28 protein-coding genes are annotated in these 14,840 nt (G+C 40.5%); all 28 read left to right on the top strand.

Going from position 1 to position 14,840, the window contains the following annotated elements:
• Position 1 precedes the first annotated feature (1 nt).
• The 28 genes from DQN48_RS05540 (at position 2) to DQN48_RS05405 (ending at position 14,632) form a co-directional block, all read left to right on the top strand.
• The gene (locus DQN48_RS05540) at positions 2 to 283 is read left to right on the top strand and encodes a 50S ribosomal protein L23 (RefSeq protein ID WP_013023382.1); all 282 of its coding nucleotides are present in this window, start codon (positions 2 to 4) and stop codon (positions 281 to 283) included.
• A gap of 10 nt (positions 284 to 293) precedes the next feature.
• Positions 294 to 1,121, top strand: a complete 828-nt coding sequence (rplB, locus tag DQN48_RS05535; protein WP_013023381.1) for a 50S ribosomal protein L2 — start codon at positions 294 to 296, stop codon at positions 1,119 to 1,121.
• Between the two features lie 10 nt (positions 1,122 to 1,131).
• Positions 1,132 to 1,413, top strand: a complete 282-nt coding sequence (rpsS, locus tag DQN48_RS05530; protein ID WP_013023380.1) for a 30S ribosomal protein S19 — start codon at positions 1,132 to 1,134, stop codon at positions 1,411 to 1,413.
• A gap of 11 nt (positions 1,414 to 1,424) precedes the next feature.
• Positions 1,425 to 1,814, top strand: coding sequence for a 50S ribosomal protein L22 (gene rplV / locus DQN48_RS05525; RefSeq protein ID WP_013023379.1), 390 nt, complete (start codon positions 1,425 to 1,427; stop codon positions 1,812 to 1,814).
• Positions 1,815 to 1,816: 2 nt separating this feature from the next.
• Positions 1,817 to 2,518, top strand: a complete 702-nt coding sequence (rpsC, locus tag DQN48_RS05520) for a 30S ribosomal protein S3 (RefSeq protein ID WP_013023378.1) — start codon at positions 1,817 to 1,819, stop codon at positions 2,516 to 2,518.
• A 2-nt stretch (positions 2,519 to 2,520) separates the two neighbouring features.
• Positions 2,521 to 2,946: a 50S ribosomal protein L16 gene (gene rplP, locus DQN48_RS05515; RefSeq protein WP_013023377.1), complete on the top strand. Its 426-nt coding sequence runs from the start codon at positions 2,521 to 2,523 to the stop codon at positions 2,944 to 2,946.
• Entirely contained in the window at positions 2,933 to 3,139 is a 207-nt protein-coding gene (rpmC, locus tag DQN48_RS05510; protein ID WP_013023376.1) for a 50S ribosomal protein L29, read from the top strand. Before rplP ends, rpmC begins: the two co-directional genes overlap by 14 nt.
• Positions 3,139 to 3,399: a 30S ribosomal protein S17 gene (gene rpsQ / locus DQN48_RS05505; protein WP_013023375.1), complete on the top strand. Its 261-nt coding sequence runs from the start codon at positions 3,139 to 3,141 to the stop codon at positions 3,397 to 3,399. Before rpmC ends, rpsQ begins: the two co-directional genes overlap by 1 nt.
• Position 3,400: 1 nt before the next feature.
• Positions 3,401 to 3,769 carry a 50S ribosomal protein L14 gene (rplN, locus tag DQN48_RS05500; protein ID WP_013023374.1) on the top strand — a complete coding sequence of 123 codons (369 nt, stop codon included), beginning with the start codon at positions 3,401 to 3,403 and terminating at the stop codon, positions 3,767 to 3,769.
• Positions 3,769 to 4,002, top strand: coding sequence for a 50S ribosomal protein L24 (gene rplX / locus DQN48_RS05495; protein WP_013023373.1), 234 nt, complete (start codon positions 3,769 to 3,771; stop codon positions 4,000 to 4,002). The genes rplN and rplX overlap by 1 nt, the downstream gene beginning before the upstream one ends.
• A gap of 3 nt (positions 4,003 to 4,005) precedes the next feature.
• Entirely contained in the window at positions 4,006 to 4,551 is a 546-nt protein-coding gene (gene rplE, locus DQN48_RS05490) for a 50S ribosomal protein L5 (RefSeq protein ID WP_013023372.1), read from the top strand.
• Position 4,552: 1 nt separating this feature from the next.
• The gene (locus DQN48_RS05485; protein WP_013023371.1) at positions 4,553 to 4,738 is read left to right on the top strand and encodes a type Z 30S ribosomal protein S14; all 186 of its coding nucleotides are present in this window, start codon (positions 4,553 to 4,555) and stop codon (positions 4,736 to 4,738) included.
• Positions 4,739 to 4,747: 9 nt separating this feature from the next.
• The gene (gene rpsH / locus DQN48_RS05480; protein ID WP_013023370.1) at positions 4,748 to 5,143 is read left to right on the top strand and encodes a 30S ribosomal protein S8; all 396 of its coding nucleotides are present in this window, start codon (positions 4,748 to 4,750) and stop codon (positions 5,141 to 5,143) included.
• A 9-nt stretch (positions 5,144 to 5,152) separates the two neighbouring features.
• Positions 5,153 to 5,689, top strand: a complete 537-nt coding sequence (gene rplF / locus DQN48_RS05475; RefSeq protein WP_013023369.1) for a 50S ribosomal protein L6 — start codon at positions 5,153 to 5,155, stop codon at positions 5,687 to 5,689.
• A gap of 15 nt (positions 5,690 to 5,704) precedes the next feature.
• Complete coding sequence (rplR, locus tag DQN48_RS05470) at positions 5,705 to 6,061, top strand: 50S ribosomal protein L18 (RefSeq protein WP_013023368.1); 357 nt, start codon at positions 5,705 to 5,707, stop codon at positions 6,059 to 6,061.
• 9 nt (positions 6,062 to 6,070) lie between these two features.
• A complete protein-coding gene (rpsE, locus tag DQN48_RS05465; protein ID WP_013023367.1) occupies positions 6,071 to 6,511 on the top strand; it encodes a 30S ribosomal protein S5 in 441 nt (146 codons plus the stop codon).
• Positions 6,512 to 6,520: 9 nt separating this feature from the next.
• A complete protein-coding gene (rplO, locus tag DQN48_RS05460) occupies positions 6,521 to 6,919 on the top strand; it encodes a 50S ribosomal protein L15 (protein ID WP_013023366.1) in 399 nt (132 codons plus the stop codon).
• A 22-nt stretch (positions 6,920 to 6,941) separates the two neighbouring features.
• The gene (secY, locus tag DQN48_RS05455; protein WP_013023365.1) at positions 6,942 to 8,207 is read left to right on the top strand and encodes a preprotein translocase subunit SecY; all 1,266 of its coding nucleotides are present in this window, start codon (positions 6,942 to 6,944) and stop codon (positions 8,205 to 8,207) included.
• Positions 8,207 to 8,965: a type I methionyl aminopeptidase gene (map, locus tag DQN48_RS05450; protein WP_013023364.1), complete on the top strand. Its 759-nt coding sequence runs from the start codon at positions 8,207 to 8,209 to the stop codon at positions 8,963 to 8,965. The genes secY and map overlap by 1 nt, the downstream gene beginning before the upstream one ends.
• Positions 8,966 to 9,184, top strand: a complete 219-nt coding sequence (gene infA, locus DQN48_RS05445) for a translation initiation factor IF-1 (protein ID WP_013023363.1) — start codon at positions 8,966 to 8,968, stop codon at positions 9,182 to 9,184. It abuts the gene before it with no gap.
• A gap of 87 nt (positions 9,185 to 9,271) precedes the next feature.
• Complete coding sequence (rpmJ, locus tag DQN48_RS05440) at positions 9,272 to 9,385, top strand: 50S ribosomal protein L36 (protein WP_041913165.1); 114 nt, start codon at positions 9,272 to 9,274, stop codon at positions 9,383 to 9,385.
• 3 nt (positions 9,386 to 9,388) lie between these two features.
• Positions 9,389 to 9,751, top strand: coding sequence for a 30S ribosomal protein S13 (rpsM, locus tag DQN48_RS05435; protein WP_013023361.1), 363 nt, complete (start codon positions 9,389 to 9,391; stop codon positions 9,749 to 9,751).
• An 11-nt stretch (positions 9,752 to 9,762) separates the two neighbouring features.
• Positions 9,763 to 10,158, top strand: a complete 396-nt coding sequence (gene rpsK / locus DQN48_RS05430; RefSeq protein WP_013023360.1) for a 30S ribosomal protein S11 — start codon at positions 9,763 to 9,765, stop codon at positions 10,156 to 10,158.
• Positions 10,159 to 10,167: 9 nt separating this feature from the next.
• On the top strand, positions 10,168 to 10,794 hold the full coding sequence (gene rpsD / locus DQN48_RS05425) for a 30S ribosomal protein S4 (RefSeq protein WP_013023359.1): 627 nt from the start codon (positions 10,168 to 10,170) through the stop codon (positions 10,792 to 10,794).
• A gap of 9 nt (positions 10,795 to 10,803) precedes the next feature.
• Positions 10,804 to 11,814, top strand: coding sequence for a DNA-directed RNA polymerase subunit alpha (locus DQN48_RS05420; RefSeq protein ID WP_013023358.1), 1,011 nt, complete (start codon positions 10,804 to 10,806; stop codon positions 11,812 to 11,814).
• A gap of 2 nt (positions 11,815 to 11,816) precedes the next feature.
• Positions 11,817 to 12,167 carry a 50S ribosomal protein L17 gene (rplQ, locus tag DQN48_RS05415; RefSeq protein WP_013023357.1) on the top strand — a complete coding sequence of 117 codons (351 nt, stop codon included), beginning with the start codon at positions 11,817 to 11,819 and terminating at the stop codon, positions 12,165 to 12,167.
• Between the two features lie 111 nt (positions 12,168 to 12,278).
• Entirely contained in the window at positions 12,279 to 12,773 is a 495-nt protein-coding gene (locus DQN48_RS05410) for an NAD(P)H-dependent oxidoreductase (RefSeq protein WP_013023356.1), read from the top strand.
• Positions 12,774 to 13,327: 554 nt separating this feature from the next.
• Positions 13,328 to 14,632, top strand: a complete 1,305-nt coding sequence (locus DQN48_RS05405; RefSeq protein WP_013023355.1) for an NTP/NDP exchange transporter — start codon at positions 13,328 to 13,330, stop codon at positions 14,630 to 14,632.
• Positions 14,633 to 14,840 lie beyond the last annotated feature (208 nt).

Here is a 14,840-nt window from a genome sequence, read left to right as displayed (position 1 = left end):
AATGGCAGATATAACAGATATTCAATCAATCCTTTATACTGAAAAATCTTTGGCGCTCCAAGAGAGTGGTGTGCTTGTGGTGCAAACCTCTAGCAAAATGACAAAAAATCAACTCAAACAAATTTTTAAAGATTATTTTGGTTTTGTGCCTCTTAGAATTAATTCTCTTAAGCAAGAAGGTAAGGTAAAAAGATTTAGAGGAAGAATTGGGCAAAGAAGTTCATTCAAGAAATTTTATGTAAAAGTCCCAGAGGGTGCGAAGATTGATTCGCTCGCAGGTTAAGGAGTAAAAAATGGCAATTAAAACATACAAACCTTACACGCCCAGTAGAAGATTTATGTCAGGGCTTAGTTCCAGTGATATTACCGCAAGGCCTAGTGTGAGAAAATTATTGATTAAACTTCCTGTAGCAGCAGGCAGAAATAATAATGGCCGCATTACAAGCAGACATAAAGAAGGTGGCGCAAAAAAACTTTATAGGATTATTGATTTTAAGCGCAATAAACATAATATCGAAGGGAAGGTATTGGCAATTGAATATGATCCCTATAGAAATTGTAGAATCGCATTAATCGGATATCCAGATGGGGACAAAAGATATATCCTCCAGCCAAGTGGATTGGGAGTTGGGGATGTGGTGATCGCAGCAGAAGCGGGATTGGATATTAAGACAGGCTTTGCAATGAAGCTTAAAAGCATCCCTGTGGGAACCATTGTGCATAATATTGAAATGCATCCTGGTGCCGGTGGGCAGCTTGCAAGAAGTGCAGGCGCTAGTGCTCAAATCATGGGTAGAGAGGGGAAATACACCATCATTAGAATGCCAAGCGGTGAAATGCGCTACATCCTTGGGGAGTGCATGGCAACTATTGGCGTAGTAGGTAATGAGGATTTTATCAATATCAGCATTGGAAAAGCAGGTAGAAATCGACACAGAGGCATCCGACCTCAGACAAGAGGCAGTGCGATGAACCCAGTGGATCACCCACATGGTGGTGGTGAGGGTAAAACAGGTTCTAGTGGGCATCCCGTTTCACCCTGGGGAACTCCGGCTAAGGGTTATAAAACCAGAAAGAAAAAAGCTAGCGATAGATTAATTATCTCAAGAAAGAAAAAGTAAGGAATAAAAGATGGCAAGATCAATAAAAAAAGGTCCTTTTATCGATGATTATCTAGTAAAAAAAGTACTTAAGGCAAAGGAAAACAAGGACAATAAACCAATTAAAACCTGGTCAAGAAGAAGTACTATTTTGCCTGATATGATTGGACTTACATTTAATGTTCATAATGGAAGGGTTTTTGTTCCTGTGTATGTCACAGAAAATCATGTAGGTTATAAGTTGGGTGAATTTGCTCCGACAAGGACTTTTAAAGGGCACAAAGGCAGTGTCCAAAAAAAGATTGGTAAATAAAGGAGCAAATGATGAGTAAAGCATTATTAAGATATACTAGACTTTCTCCTACAAAGGCAAGATTGGTTGCTAGAGAAGTGCAAGGAATGAATGCAGAATTAGCAATTGCGAGCCTAGAATTTACTCCCAACAAAGCCGCAAGGGTGATTGCAAAAGTCGTCGCTTCTGCCGTGGCAAATGGTGGATTTGATGCGCAAAATGTAATCATAAAGTCCTGTCGTGTGGATGCAGGTCCAGTGCTTAGAAGGTTTACGCCTAGAGCCAGAGGTAGAGCTACTCCTATTGCAAAACCAACTTCTCATGTTTTTGTAGAGGTTGCGCCAAAGCCTTCAGAAAAAACTGATGCGGAGAAAAAAAGGAAAAATACAATGAAAAAATCTACAAAAGGTGAGGACAAATAAGCATGGGACAAAAAGTTAATCCGATAGGTTTGAGATTAGGCATTAATAGAAATTGGACTTCAAGATGGTTCCCCAGTACACAGAGCACCCCTGCAAATATTGCAGAAGATTACAAGATTAGAAAATTTCTAAAAAAAGAACTTTATTATGCAGGCATTAGTGAGATTATCATTGAGCGTGCAGCTAAAAAGATTAGAGTGACTGTTGTGGCTGCCAGACCAGGGCTCATCATTGGCAAAAAAGGTGCCGACATTGAAAGGGTAAAGGATTCTCTCAAAGCCATCATACACAAAGAAGCAACCATCAATATCAAAGAAGTAAAACGTCCTCAAGCAAATGCGCAACTTGCCGCAGAAAATGTTGCAATCCAGCTAGAAAAGAGAGTTGCATTCCGAAGAGCAATGAAAAAGGTCATGCAAAGTGCAATGAAATCTGGTGCCAAGGGAATCAAGGTCAAGGTATCGGGAAGATTGGCAGGTGCGGAGATGGCAAGAACAGAGTGGTATATGGAGGGAAGAGTTCCTCTGCATACTTTGCGTGCAAAGATTGACTATGGATTTGCTGAGGCAATGACGACTTATGGAATCATTGGAGTCAAGGTATGGATTTTTAGAGGAGAGGTCCTCCAAAAAGGAATTCAATCCGAAAAGAAAGAAGATTCTCAGGATAGAGAAGTCAAAAAAAATAGAAGAGGGAGACAGTAATTATGTTGATGCCTAAAAGAACAAAATATAGAAAGCAGATGAAGGGCAGAAATAGAGGAAAGTCTTTCAGGGGTGCACAATTGGCTTTTGGTGATATTGGCATTAAGGCCCTAGAGCATGGCAGAATTGACTCCAGACAGATTGAATCTGCAAGGGTTGCACTAACTCGTCACATCAAAAGAGCGGGCAAGGTTTGGATTAGGGTATTTCCTGATAAACCTCTAACAGCAAAGCCATTGGCTACGAGAATGGGTAAGGGTAGAGGTGCTGTAGAAAAATGGGTGATGAATATTAAACCTGGAAGAATTATTTATGAGATCATTGGTATTGATGAGGCTACCGCAAGAGAAGCATTAGCTTTAGCCCAAAGCAAGCTACCTTTCAAAACAAAAATTGTAACGAGCGAGAGTGAAAATGAAATTTATTGACTTGAAAGATAAGGATCTTAAGGAATTGAATAAAATGTTAAAAGAGAAAAAGGCAGAGCTTTTTGAAATGAGATTAAAGCTCAAAACTATGCAATTGACAAATTCTAGCCAAATTGCAGCAGTGAGAAAGGATATTGCTCGCATCAATACTGCGATATCTGCAAAGAATGATTCATTTGGAAGGGATGAGTAATGAGTGAAAAACAAGCGCATAAAAGAATTATCCAGGGTGAAGTGGTAAGTAAAGCCGGCGAAAAGAGCATTACGATATTGGTTGAGAGAAAAGTTGTGCATCCCAAGTATAGAAAAATCGTAAAAAGATTTAAAAAATACACCATCCATGATGAGGAAAATCAAGCAAAGGTAGGGGATGTGGTGATGGGGATTGAATGTCCACCCATTTCTAAAAACAAAGCCTTTAGACTTAAAGAAATCGTTTCAGTAGGAGTGTAAGATGATCCAAAGTTTTACAAGATTAAATGTTGCTGATAATAGTGGTGCAAAAGAAATTATGTGTATTAAGGTTTTGGGTGGAAGCCACAAAAGGTATGCAAGTGTAGGGGATATTATTGTTGCCTCTGTAAAAAAAGCAATTCCCAATGGAAGGGTGAAAAAAGGCCAGGTGGTCAAGGCAGTAATCGTGCGCACCAAAAAAGAGATCCATAGAGAAAATGGCTCCTTGGTTCGCTTTGATGATAATGCAGCAGTGATCCTGGATGCGAAAAAAGAGCCCATTGGTACAAGGATTTTTGGACCTGTAAGTAGAGAAGTGCGATATGCGAATTTTATGAAGATAGTATCGTTAGCTCCGGAGGTATTGTAATGGCGAAGTTTAAGATTAAAAAAGGTGATATGGTAAAGGTAATTACAGGAGATGACAAGGGCAAGACTGCCAAAGTCTTGAGCGTTCATCCTAAAACGTCCCGTGTAGTTGTCGAGGGCTGCAAGGTCGCAAAAAAAGCAATCAAGCCTAGCGATAATAATCCCAAAGGTGGCTTTGTTTCCAAAGAAATGTCTATGGATATTTCCAATGTAAAGAAGGTTGAGGAGAAGTAAGTCATGTATGCATTGAAGAAAAAATATAATGAAGAAATTAAAACTCAACTTGCAAAGGAATTGGATATTACAAATCCCATGCTTTTACCAAAGCTTGAAAAAATTGTAATCAGCGTGGGGGCAGGGGATTATGCAAAGGATACAAAAGTCATTCAAAATATCGCGGATACGATTTCTTTGATTGCCGGACAAAAGGCAGTAATCACTCTTGCAAAAAAATCTGTCGCAGGATTTAAGATGAGAGAAGGCATGCCCATGGGTGTGAAGGTCACTTTGCGGGGGAATCAGATGTACAACTTTTTGGAAAAACTCATTGTGATTTCTTTGCCTAGAGTAAAGGATTTTAGAGGGGTTCCTAGAAATGGATTTGATGGCAGAGGAAATTATAGCTTTGGCCTCAATGAACAGTTGATGTTTCCAGAGGTTATCTATGATGACATCATGATTACACATGGGATGAATATAACAATGGTAACTTCTACAGATAATGATAAAAGTGCATTCAAGTTATTAGAAATGCTTGGTATGCCATTTGCAAAAGGAAGATGATATGGCAAAAAAATCAATGATTGCAAAAACAAGTCGAAAGGCGAAATTCAGTTCAAGATCCTATACGAGATGTCAGGTTTGTGGTAGACCACATTCTGTTTATAGAGATTTTGGACTTTGTAGAGTATGTTTGAGAAAGATGGGTAACGAAGGTTTGATTCCAGGTCTTCGTAAGGCCAGTTGGTAAGGAGTGATTATGGTAAATGATATTATTGCGGATTCTTTGACACGCATTCGAAATGCTTCTATGAGAAGATTGGATACCACAACACTTTATTATGCAAAGATTGTTGTATCCATTTTGGAAATTTTTAAATCCAAGGGCTTTATTAAGGATTTCAACATCAATGACAAAGATGGCAAGCAATCTATTTCCGTGCAGCTTTCCTACGATGAAAGAGGGTATTCTACGATCAATGAAGTTAAAAGAATCAGTAAGCCTGGAAGAAGAGTTTATAAGGCTCGCACAGAGTTGAAGAAATTTAAAAATGGCTATGGGGTTATTGTGGTGAGTACAAATAAAGGTGTAATTAGCAATGAGGACGCTTACAAAGCCAATGTGGGCGGTGAAGCGCTTTGCAGTATTTGGTAGGAGAGAGATATGTCAAGAGTTGGAAAAAAACCTATTCACATTCCCAGCGGCATTGAAGTGAGCGTCCAGGGGAGTAGGATTATGTTTAAGGGCAATAAATTGCAAAAAGAATTAGAGACTCATGGAAGAGTGGAGATTTGTTGCGAAAATAATGAGATTAGCTTCAAACCCATCAATCAGGAACCACAATCTCGCGCATATTGGGGGACTTATAGAGCATTGGCCAATAATATTATCTTGGGAATGAGCACAGGATTTACTAAGGTTTTGGAAGTCAATGGCGTGGGTTATAAGGTCGCGGTATCTGGTAAAACCCTGGAGCTTGCACTGGGATTTTCTCATCCTGTGAAATATCCCATTCCTGATGGTATTGAGATGAGCGTAGATAAAAATACCATCACCATCAAGGGTAGTGATAAGCAACAGGTCGGACAAATTGCAGCCGAGATTAGGGAATTCCGTCCTCCAGAGCCTTATAAGGGCAAGGGCATCAAATATAGCGATGAAGTGATTCTCCGCAAAGCTGGAAAAACTGCGAAGAAGTAAGAGAGGATTGATAGCATGACAAGTAAAATTTTGGCAAGAAAAAAAAGCTTAAGAAATAAGAGAAAATTGCGAATTAGGAGTTCTGTTTTTGGGACAGCACAAAAACCAAGAGTGAGTATTTTTCGATCCAATAGATATCTCTATGCTCAGGCGATTGATGATCAAAATCAAGTGACTTTGGCCTGCGTAGATGGAAAAAAAATGCAGCTAGGCAATAATAAAGAAAATGCCACTGAGATTGGAAGGGCATTTGCCAAGGATCTCAAAGACAAAGGGATCACCACGATCGTATTTGATAGAAATGGTTATCTATATCATGGCGTCGTTGCTGCATTTGCGCAATCTCTCAGAGATAATGATATTAGGCTGTAAAGGATAAAAATGGAAATTAATAGAGAAGAGTTTAGTGAAGTTGTTGTGAATATTGGCAGGGTTACGAAAGTAGTAAAGGGTGGAAGAAGATTTCGCTTCAATGCCTTGGTGGTTGTAGGCAATAAAAATGGGCTTGTAGGCTTTGGCCTAGGTAAGGCAAAGGAAGTCCCTGATGCAATCAAAAAAGCCGTGGATGATGCGTTTAAAAATATTATTGAAGTAAATGTCAAGGGCACAACCATCGCTCATGATATTGAGCACAAATATAATGCAAGCAAAATTTTGCTCAAACCCGCAAGCGAGGGAACAGGGGTTATTGCTGGAGGTTCGGCAAGACCAGTGATTGAATTAGCGGGAATCAAGGATATTTTGACAAAATCCTTGGGTTCAAATAATCCTTATAATGTTGTGCGTGCGACAATTGATGCGCTTGCAAGAATTAAGGCATAAGGAGGAAATATGGCATTAGAAAATATTAAACCCGCTAAAGGAAGTGTGCGCGGTATCAAGCGTGTAGGCAGGGGCCAGGGCAGCGGTATGGGAAAAACTTCCACAAGAGGTGGCAAGGGACAGACAGCCAGAACTGGCTATAAGGCAAAAAGAGGCTTTGAGGGTGGACAGCAGCCTTTGCAGAGAAGATTACCAAAAGTGGGGTTTAGGGTCCAAAATCTTAAGCCCTATGTCATCAACACCGATCGCATTCTTGTGCTCAAAGACTTGAGCGAACTGACTTTTGAAAGCATTAGGAGTGTGCATAAGTTTCCAAAATACATCGAAAAAATTAAGCTCATTGGAATTAGCGCAAAAGAACTGGCAGCAAAAATTAAAGACGAGCGCATTGTTTGCAGCGGAAAATAATTGTTTGTAGTGGAAAATCATAATGAATAAAACTATAGTAAATAAAATCCTTATTACTTTAATGTTTTTGTTTGCCTATAGAGTATTAGCTTATATTCCTATTCCTGGGGTGGATCTTGCTGTAATCAAAGATTTTTTCAATACTGCAGGAAATTCCCAAAATGCATTAGGACTTTTTAATATGTTCAGCGGGAATGCAGTCTCTAGACTAAGCATCATTTCCCTGGGCATCATGCCCTACATCACTGCTTCGATTGTAATGGAGCTTTTAGCAGCCACTTTCCCCAATCTTGCAAAAATGAAAAAAGAGCGCGATGGCATGCAAAAATATATGCAGATTGTGCGCTATCTCACCATCGCTGTTACTGTGGTGCAGTCAGTGAGCGTTTCTTTTTTATTGCGCAATATGGGCAATGGTGCCAATGGGGCGATTATGATTGATATGCAGATTTTTATTGTGTTATCAGTTTTTTCCATGCTGACAGGCACGATGCTTTTGATGTGGATAGGCGAGCAAATTACTCAAAGGGGCATTGGCAATGGTATTAGTTTGATCATTTTCTCTGGTATTGTTTCTGGAATTCCCTCAGCCATCGCTGGGACATTCCGTCTTGTAAACACTGGGGAGATTAATTTTCTTGTTTTATTGGTGATGCTAGTCATCATCGTTTTTACCGTTTTTGTGATTATTTATATCGAACTTGCAGAGAGAAGGATTCCGGTTTCTTATGCGCGCAAGGTGATCATGCAAAATCAAAACAAAAGGATCATGAATTACATTCCCATCAAAATTAATTTGAGCGGCGTGATTCCTCCTATTTTTGCTTCCGCGATCTTGGTATTTCCCTCCACGCTCTTGCAAGCCTCTTCCAATGTTTATCTCAAATCTGTCGCGGATTTTTTGGGACCAGATAAATACGCATATAATATTTTGATGTTTGTTTTTGTCATCTTTTTTGCATATTTTTATGCCTCCATTGCATTTAACTCCAAAGATATCGCAGAAAATCTCAAGCGTCAAGGCGGTTATATTCCTGGTATGCGTCCGGGTGAGGGCACGGTGCACTTTCTCAATGCAGTAGCTGGGAGATTGACTTTATTTGGTTCACTGTATTTGGCCATCATTTCCACTTTGCCATGGATTCTTGTCAAAAGTATGGGGGTTCCCTTTTATTTTGGTGGGACGGCGGTTTTGATCGTCGTGCAGGTTGCTATTGATACGATGAGAAAGATTGAGGCGCAAGTTTATATGAGCAAATACAAGACTCTTAGTGCTGTTGGTTTTTGATGGCTATTCCGATTCGTAATGCAAGCGAGATTGAATTGCTGCGTCGCCCCAATGCGCTTGTTGGGGAAGCGCTGAAACATGTGCGAGATTTCATCAAGCCAGGAATCAGTCTGCTAGAAATTGATGCTCTCATCGAAGATTTTATTCGTGCTCATGGTGCAAGGCCTGCCTTTAAGGGATTGTATGGCTTTCCTAATTCTGCTTGCATCTCTGTGAATGAAGTGATCATTCATGGAATCCCTACGGATTACAAGTTGCAAAATGGTGATATTGTGGGGATTGATGTGGGTGCAGAAATAGGGGGCTGGTATGGGGATGGTGCCATTACCATGGGCGTGGGAGAGATCTCTGCCCTGGATATTCAGCTTATTGATTGTGCTAGAGATACTTTGATAAATGCGATACATTCCATCAAAGAGGGTATGTATTTCAAAGAACTTAGCAAGATTTTAGAGGAGAATATTTGTGCGCGAGGATTTGTGCCATTGAAGCATTATTGCGGACATGGTATTGGCAGGAAACCTCATGATGAGCCAAGCATTCCCAATTACCTAGAATCCAGTAATTTCAAGCAGGGGCCAAAAATCAAGAATGGAATGGTGTTTTGTCTTGAACCGATGGTCTGTGTCAAAAGCGGGGAGCCTGTAGTCTTGGAAAATCAATGGGATGTGGTTTCTAGTGATGGCTTTAGAGGGAGTCATTATGAACACACCGTGGCAATTGTTGGTGGCGTCGCAGAAATTTTAACGGAGGTTTAAATGGCAAAAGATGATGTGATTGAGATTGATGGGAAGGTGGTGGAAGCATTGCCCAATGCAACCTTTAGGGTGGAGCTTGAAAACGGGCATGTTGTTTTGTGTCATATTTCTGGAAAGATGCGTATGCATTATATCAAAATCCTCCCAGGGGATAAGGTGAAGATCGAATTGACACCTTATAGCTTGGATAAAGGCAGGATTACCTTCAGGTATAAGTGATTATTAAAATTTTTTTAGTATAATGGATGATTTTATTCTGTAGCAAGAATAATGAAAAGGTTTGCATAGCAAACAAAGGAGTTTATTATGAAAGTAAGACCATCGGTCAAAAAAATGTGTGACAAGTGCAAGGTCATTAAAAGAAAGGGAGTTGTGCGTGTGATTTGCGTAACTCCAAAACACAAACAAAGACAAGGATAAAATATGGCTAGAATTGCTGGTGTAGATTTGCCAAAAAAGAAAAGAGTGGAATATGCTCTTACACATATCTATGGTATTGGATTAAAGATATCTCGAGATATCCTTAATGCTGTAAATATTTCTTTTGACAAGCGAGTTCATGATCTCAGCGAAGATGAAGTTTCTGCGATTGCAAAAAAAATCCAAGAAAGCTACATGGTTGAAGGTGATTTGAGAAAAAAAGTTCAAATGGATATTAAAGCATTGATGGATCTAGGAAATTATCGCGGCCTAAGGCATCGAAAGGGCTTGCCTGTGCGTGGTCAGACAACCAAAAATAATGCGCGCACAAGAAAAGGCAAGAAAAAAACTGTTGGTAGCAAATAAGGAGGAGAGATATGGCTAAGAGATCCGCGGCAACAAAAAAGAAAGTTGTGAAAAAGAATATCGCAAGAGGAATTGTGTGCATTTCTGCCTCTTTTAATAATACAAATGTAACGATTACTGATGAGATGGGTAATGTGATTTGCTGGGCTACAGCAGGTGGACTTGGGTTTAAGGGTTCCAAAAAATCTACCCCTTATGCCGCACAACAGGCTGTTGAGAGTGCGATGATGAAGGCAAAAGAGCATGGCATCAAAGAAGTGGGAATCAAGGTTCAAGGACCAGGCAGTGGAAGAGAGACCGCGATTAAGAGTGTGGGCGTGGTTGAGGGTATTAAGGTTTTGTGGATTAAAGATGTGACTCCATTGCCACACAATGGTTGTAGACCACCAAAAAGAAGAAGAGTATAAGGGGTAGATATGGCAAGATATAGAGGACCTGTTGAAAAATTAGAAAGAAGATTTGGGGTGTCTCTTGCGCTCAAAGGAGAGAGAAGACTCGCAGGAAAAAGCGCATTGGACAAAAGGCCCTATGGTCCAGGACAGCACGGACAAAAGAGAGGAAAAATTTCTGAATATGGCCTTCAGCTTCGCGAGAAGCAAAAAGCAAAGGTGATGTATGGTGTCTCAGAAAAGCAATTTAGAGCTATTTTTACGGAAGCAAATCGTTTGGATGGAAACACTGGAGAGAACCTTGTGCGCTTGATTGAGAGAAGATTGGATAATGTTGTGTATCGCATGGGCTTTGCAACTACAAGAAGATTTGCAAGACAGCTTGTGAGCCATGGCCATATTTTGGTGGATGGGAAGAGAGTAAATATCCCTTCCTTTTTCGTGAAACAAGGTCAAAAAATCGAAGTCATCGAAAAAAGCAAGAATAATCCACAGATTACACGCGCTATTGAGCTTACTTCACAGACTGGAATCTCTCCTTGGGTGGATGTTGATAAGGACAAAAGATTTGGTATTTTTACACGCTATCCAGAAAGAGAAGAGGTTGTGATTCCCATTGAGGAAAGACTGATTGTAGAGTTGTATTCTAAATAAGGGGGCTAAATGAAAGTAATTAAAACTACGCCTTATATCCCAACCACTGTGGATGTCGAGGAATTGGGTCCTAACAAAGTGAGGGTAATGGCATATCCCTTTGAATCAGGTTATGCGGTGACTTTGGCACATCCCTTGAGAAGATTGTTGCTTTCTAGTTCTGTGGGACTTGCTCCCATCGCCCTCAAGATTGAAGGAGTGGCACATGAATTTGATTCCATCCGCGGCATCGTGGAGGATGTTTCTCCCTTCATTGTGAATCTCAAAAACATTCGTTTCCTGGGAAAGGAGGGGGGATTTTTAGAAGAGGAAAAAGTGGAATTGCATTATTCTTTTCAAGGACCCATGGTTTTGAGTGGTGGGCATTTGGCAAATGATCAGATTGATATCGTAAACAAAGAAGCTCCACTTGCTACGATTAATGAAGATGCTGTATTGAATTTTTCCATCATTGTCCAGAAGGGCATCGGCTATGTTCCCAGTGAGGATATTCGGGGATTGATTTCTGAGGATTATATCCCGCTGGATGCGTATTTTACCCCAGTGAGGAAAGCAGTGTATGAGATTGAGAATGTGCTTGTAGAGGATAATCCCACTTATGAAAAAATCATTTTTGATGTGGAGACGGATGGGCAGGTTGATCCCTATGAGGCATTCAAGCAGGCCATCGCGATTATGTACTCTCAAATGAGTATTTTCAATGCTGATATTAGCTCCATTTCCACTACGCAGAAACAAGCCATAGAGGATAACTTTGATTTCAAAGATCTTTTGATGAAAATTGATAGCCTCAACTTGAATGCTAGATGTTTTAATTGCTTGGATCGCATTGGGATTCGCTATGTCGGGGAGTTGGTATTGATGAGCGAAAGTGAAATCAAGGGTGTGAAAAATTTAGGTAAAACCTCTTACAATGAAATTGTGGAGAAGCTTCAAGAGATCGGCTATCCCATAGGCACAGAGCTTGAAGAAGATAAGAAAATCGCACTCACTAAGAAAATTTCTAAATTAAAGGCTTAAAAATGAGACATGGTAAAGATTACAGAAAATTAGGGAGGACTTCCTCTCATCGAAAAGCCCTGCTAAAAAATTTATCAATTGCTCTGATTGAGCATGGCAGGATTGAGACAGGTGTTTTTAAGGCAAAGGAGTTGCAATCTCATATGGAAAAAATGATTACAACTGCTAGGGTTGGGGATTTCAATACGCATCGAGCGGTGTTTGCTCTTTTGCAGCATAAGGCAGCCACAAAAAAACTCATTACTGAGATTGCACCAAAATACAAAGGCAGAAATGGTGGTTACACAAGAATCCAGAGAACAAGGATTAGGAGAGGTGATGCTTCTGTGCTAGCAATCATTGAATTTGTTTGATCTTGAGGGCATTGATTCTGAGATTCTCTCTCCTTTTAGATTTGTATTTTTGATGCAGGAATTGGGGGTTTAGCTCCTTTTTCCTGGATTAAAATCCAAGAAAGGGCATTTATGCAAACATTACTTATTTTCGGACACACATTTTTTCAAGACTCCAAGGTCAACAAAGCACTACTAGAATCCCTTAAAGAACTCACGCATATCAAGGTTCACAATCTTACCACAACCTATCCCGATGGCAAAATCGATGTGAACAAGGAATTGGAATTGTTAAGAGATGCAGACAAGATTGTTTTTCAATTTCCACTTTTTTGGTATGGGAGCCCAGCAATACTCAAGCAGTGGCAGGATGTTGTCTTGAGCGCAGTTTTGTTTGGGGAAAATCCAAAATTCTTGCATGGCAAGAAGTTTCAAATCATCACCACACTTGGTGGCGCAGAGAGTACCTATGATGGGCATCATGGTGCTACGCTCAAAGATCTTTTGTTGCCTATTTCTTATAGCTTTCAGTATGGGGGTTGCGAGATTTTAGAGCCCTTTGCTATTTTTAGCGCAAAGGTAGAAAATCTTGATTTTTCCGCTTATCACAGGCACTTAGGCGAGTAGAGCGATCACGACTTTTTGCAGGAGGCTTTTCCAAGCTTGCAGTCTTTGTGCTAGCATTTCTTTGTCACCATGCTTGAATGATTTCCCTGCATTTGATTTGCCTAGTTTTATTTATTCTTTGTAACTCAACTCCCTTGATTTGCGAATGCCCCAGTGCGCCCATGACCCTTGCTACTAGCTTTTCTCCCCATCTCTGCGATTTTCCCGCTGCCTAATTTCCTCTAGCCTTGGCATCCTTCCATTCCCCTGGCTCTGGTAATCCTTGTAATGCCACAAAATGCACCATGGGATGCCACGCAAATTCTCCCATTGCCCTGTTTTTTCAAATTTCCCATGTGGTTTTTAAAAAAATTTATTATTATATCCCATGGTTTTTGCGCAATCCCTGGGGCTGCCTTTGCCACAGAGCAACATGTAAAAGAGCAAAAGCCAAAAAGCTAAACTGCCGCATGGACCCAAAGCAAACATACAAAAACCCAAAACCAAATGCGCAGAAAAACATAAAAGTGTAAAAATCGCAAAGCCCAAGAACCCAAATACAAAAAGGAGTGAAATTGCAAAAAATCCAAAATTTCAAGATTTTTCATCTCAAGCCTGGTGAATGGAAGTTGCTTGTAATGGCGACCTCCTTTATCTTTTTGCTATTTTTTAGCTACGCCATCCTGCGCCCCATTAGGGATTCCCTAGGTCTTAGTGGTGGTAGCATGGAGCTCAAGTGGTTATTTTTTGGCACCTTTATCGCCACTGTTGTTGGATCGATTTTGGCGATGGTGTTGAGCACAAGGATCCAGAGGAAACACTATGTCAATGGAATTTTTTTATTTTTTATTACAAATTTAGTGGGATTTTTTATCGCCTTTAGGATTTGGCCGCATGAGAGTGAAGAGTTTTTGTGGCTCTCTCGCATATTTTTTATCTGGGTGAGTATTTTTAATTTGTTTATTATTTCTAGTGCTTGGAGTTTGATGGCAGATGTTTTTACCAAAGATTGCTCTCAAAGACTCTTTGGCATCATCTCTGCGGGGGCGAGCCTTGGTAGTGTCTTGGGCGCAAGCTCAGTGAGTTTGCTTGCCACTCATTTGGGAAACAACACCCTCTTGTTGCTTTCTGTGATTCTACTATCTCTTTCTTTGCTTTGCAAGGATGGACTAATCAAAAGTGCCTATGCATTGCTGGAAAACAAAGAGGAGCGTGCGCAGTTTTCCAAGCATTTTTCACAAAGCATTGGATCCAAAAATCCCTTTATTGGATTTTCTCTGATCATCAGATCTCCCTATTTGCTGGGGATTTTGGCGTTTATTTTGCTGCTTACATCCGTTTCTACTTTTTTGTATATGGAGCAGGCTCGCATCGTGCGTGAGCTATTTGTCACTAGAGAACAGCGCGCCGCTGCCTTTGCTAATATTGATTTGATTGTGCAGATTGTGAGCTTTTTGATACAGATTTTTTTTACCGCTACCCTTGCCAAGAGCTTTGGGATTAAGGGTGTGCTAGGGATCTTGGGTTTTGTTGTGGGGATGGGTTTTATTGTGCTGATTTTTACTCATCCTGCTTTTTTCCCCATGGTGGTGATCATGAGTATTCGTCGCATTGGGGAATATGCATTCATCAAGCCAGGCAGGGAGATGCTATTTGTCCCGCTGGATTCTGATAGCAAATACAAGGTAAAAAGCTTTTTGGATACGGTGGTGTATCGCGGAGGGGATGCATTGAGCGCACAGGTGGAAGGAATGCTTAGCAAAATTGGGATTAGCGCTGCACTGGGATTTGGCGCATTTCTGGCATTTGCCTGGGGGGCTTTGGGAATCTATCTGGGCAAGAAATATGAAAAAGTCCATGAATTCTCTCAAGAATCTTGAAAATCCAGCCAAAGCTCCCAAGACTCTTGGGAATATTTTAAATTCTGGCTAAAAATTCCTCCAAACTTTGCGCTAAAATCCTTCGGGATTATCTTTGGGGTATTTTCAAAAATCTCATGAGCGCAAAAGCTCTATCTAAACCGCCGCCACAGGTCAAAAAAGCCCAAAGAATAGGGTCTAAAACAAATCCCTGGAGTCAAGAACTAAG

Source organism: Helicobacter mustelae (assembly GCF_900476215.1).
Lineage (GTDB): Bacteria > Campylobacterota > Campylobacteria > Campylobacterales > Helicobacteraceae > Helicobacter_H > Helicobacter_H mustelae.
The sequence above is the reverse complement of the archived record's forward strand: the minus strand, read 5'-3'. Positions and strand labels throughout refer to the sequence as shown.

Excerpts from the sequence above, each read along its gene's own strand:
- DQN48_RS05540 (WP_013023382.1), top strand. The coding sequence starts at position 2 with ATGGCAGATATAACAGATATTCAATCAATCCTTTATACTGAAAAATCT.
- rplB (WP_013023381.1), top strand. The coding sequence starts at position 294 with ATGGCAATTAAAACATACAAACCTTACACGCCCAGTAGAAGATTTATG.
- rpsS (WP_013023380.1), top strand. The coding sequence starts at position 1,132 with ATGGCAAGATCAATAAAAAAAGGTCCTTTTATCGATGATTATCTAGTA.
- rplV (WP_013023379.1), top strand. The coding sequence starts at position 1,425 with ATGAGTAAAGCATTATTAAGATATACTAGACTTTCTCCTACAAAGGCA.
- rpsC (WP_013023378.1), top strand. The coding sequence starts at position 1,817 with ATGGGACAAAAAGTTAATCCGATAGGTTTGAGATTAGGCATTAATAGA.
- rplP (WP_013023377.1), top strand. The coding sequence starts at position 2,521 with ATGTTGATGCCTAAAAGAACAAAATATAGAAAGCAGATGAAGGGCAGA.
- rpmC (WP_013023376.1), top strand. The coding sequence starts at position 2,933 with ATGAAATTTATTGACTTGAAAGATAAGGATCTTAAGGAATTGAATAAA.
- rpsQ (WP_013023375.1), top strand. The coding sequence starts at position 3,139 with ATGAGTGAAAAACAAGCGCATAAAAGAATTATCCAGGGTGAAGTGGTA.
- rplN (WP_013023374.1), top strand. The coding sequence starts at position 3,401 with ATGATCCAAAGTTTTACAAGATTAAATGTTGCTGATAATAGTGGTGCA.
- rplX (WP_013023373.1), top strand. The coding sequence starts at position 3,769 with ATGGCGAAGTTTAAGATTAAAAAAGGTGATATGGTAAAGGTAATTACA.
- rplE (WP_013023372.1), top strand. The coding sequence starts at position 4,006 with ATGTATGCATTGAAGAAAAAATATAATGAAGAAATTAAAACTCAACTT.
- DQN48_RS05485 (WP_013023371.1), top strand. The coding sequence starts at position 4,553 with ATGGCAAAAAAATCAATGATTGCAAAAACAAGTCGAAAGGCGAAATTC.
- rpsH (WP_013023370.1), top strand. The coding sequence starts at position 4,748 with ATGGTAAATGATATTATTGCGGATTCTTTGACACGCATTCGAAATGCT.
- rplF (WP_013023369.1), top strand. The coding sequence starts at position 5,153 with ATGTCAAGAGTTGGAAAAAAACCTATTCACATTCCCAGCGGCATTGAA.
- rplR (WP_013023368.1), top strand. The coding sequence starts at position 5,705 with ATGACAAGTAAAATTTTGGCAAGAAAAAAAAGCTTAAGAAATAAGAGA.
- rpsE (WP_013023367.1), top strand. The coding sequence starts at position 6,071 with ATGGAAATTAATAGAGAAGAGTTTAGTGAAGTTGTTGTGAATATTGGC.
- rplO (WP_013023366.1), top strand. The coding sequence starts at position 6,521 with ATGGCATTAGAAAATATTAAACCCGCTAAAGGAAGTGTGCGCGGTATC.
- secY (WP_013023365.1), top strand. The coding sequence starts at position 6,942 with ATGAATAAAACTATAGTAAATAAAATCCTTATTACTTTAATGTTTTTG.
- map (WP_013023364.1), top strand. The coding sequence starts at position 8,207 with ATGGCTATTCCGATTCGTAATGCAAGCGAGATTGAATTGCTGCGTCGC.
- infA (WP_013023363.1), top strand. The coding sequence starts at position 8,966 with ATGGCAAAAGATGATGTGATTGAGATTGATGGGAAGGTGGTGGAAGCA.
- rpmJ (WP_041913165.1), top strand. The coding sequence starts at position 9,272 with ATGAAAGTAAGACCATCGGTCAAAAAAATGTGTGACAAGTGCAAGGTC.
- rpsM (WP_013023361.1), top strand. The coding sequence starts at position 9,389 with ATGGCTAGAATTGCTGGTGTAGATTTGCCAAAAAAGAAAAGAGTGGAA.
- rpsK (WP_013023360.1), top strand. The coding sequence starts at position 9,763 with ATGGCTAAGAGATCCGCGGCAACAAAAAAGAAAGTTGTGAAAAAGAAT.
- rpsD (WP_013023359.1), top strand. The coding sequence starts at position 10,168 with ATGGCAAGATATAGAGGACCTGTTGAAAAATTAGAAAGAAGATTTGGG.
- DQN48_RS05420 (WP_013023358.1), top strand. The coding sequence starts at position 10,804 with ATGAAAGTAATTAAAACTACGCCTTATATCCCAACCACTGTGGATGTC.
- rplQ (WP_013023357.1), top strand. The coding sequence starts at position 11,817 with ATGAGACATGGTAAAGATTACAGAAAATTAGGGAGGACTTCCTCTCAT.
- DQN48_RS05410 (WP_013023356.1), top strand. The coding sequence starts at position 12,279 with ATGCAAACATTACTTATTTTCGGACACACATTTTTTCAAGACTCCAAG.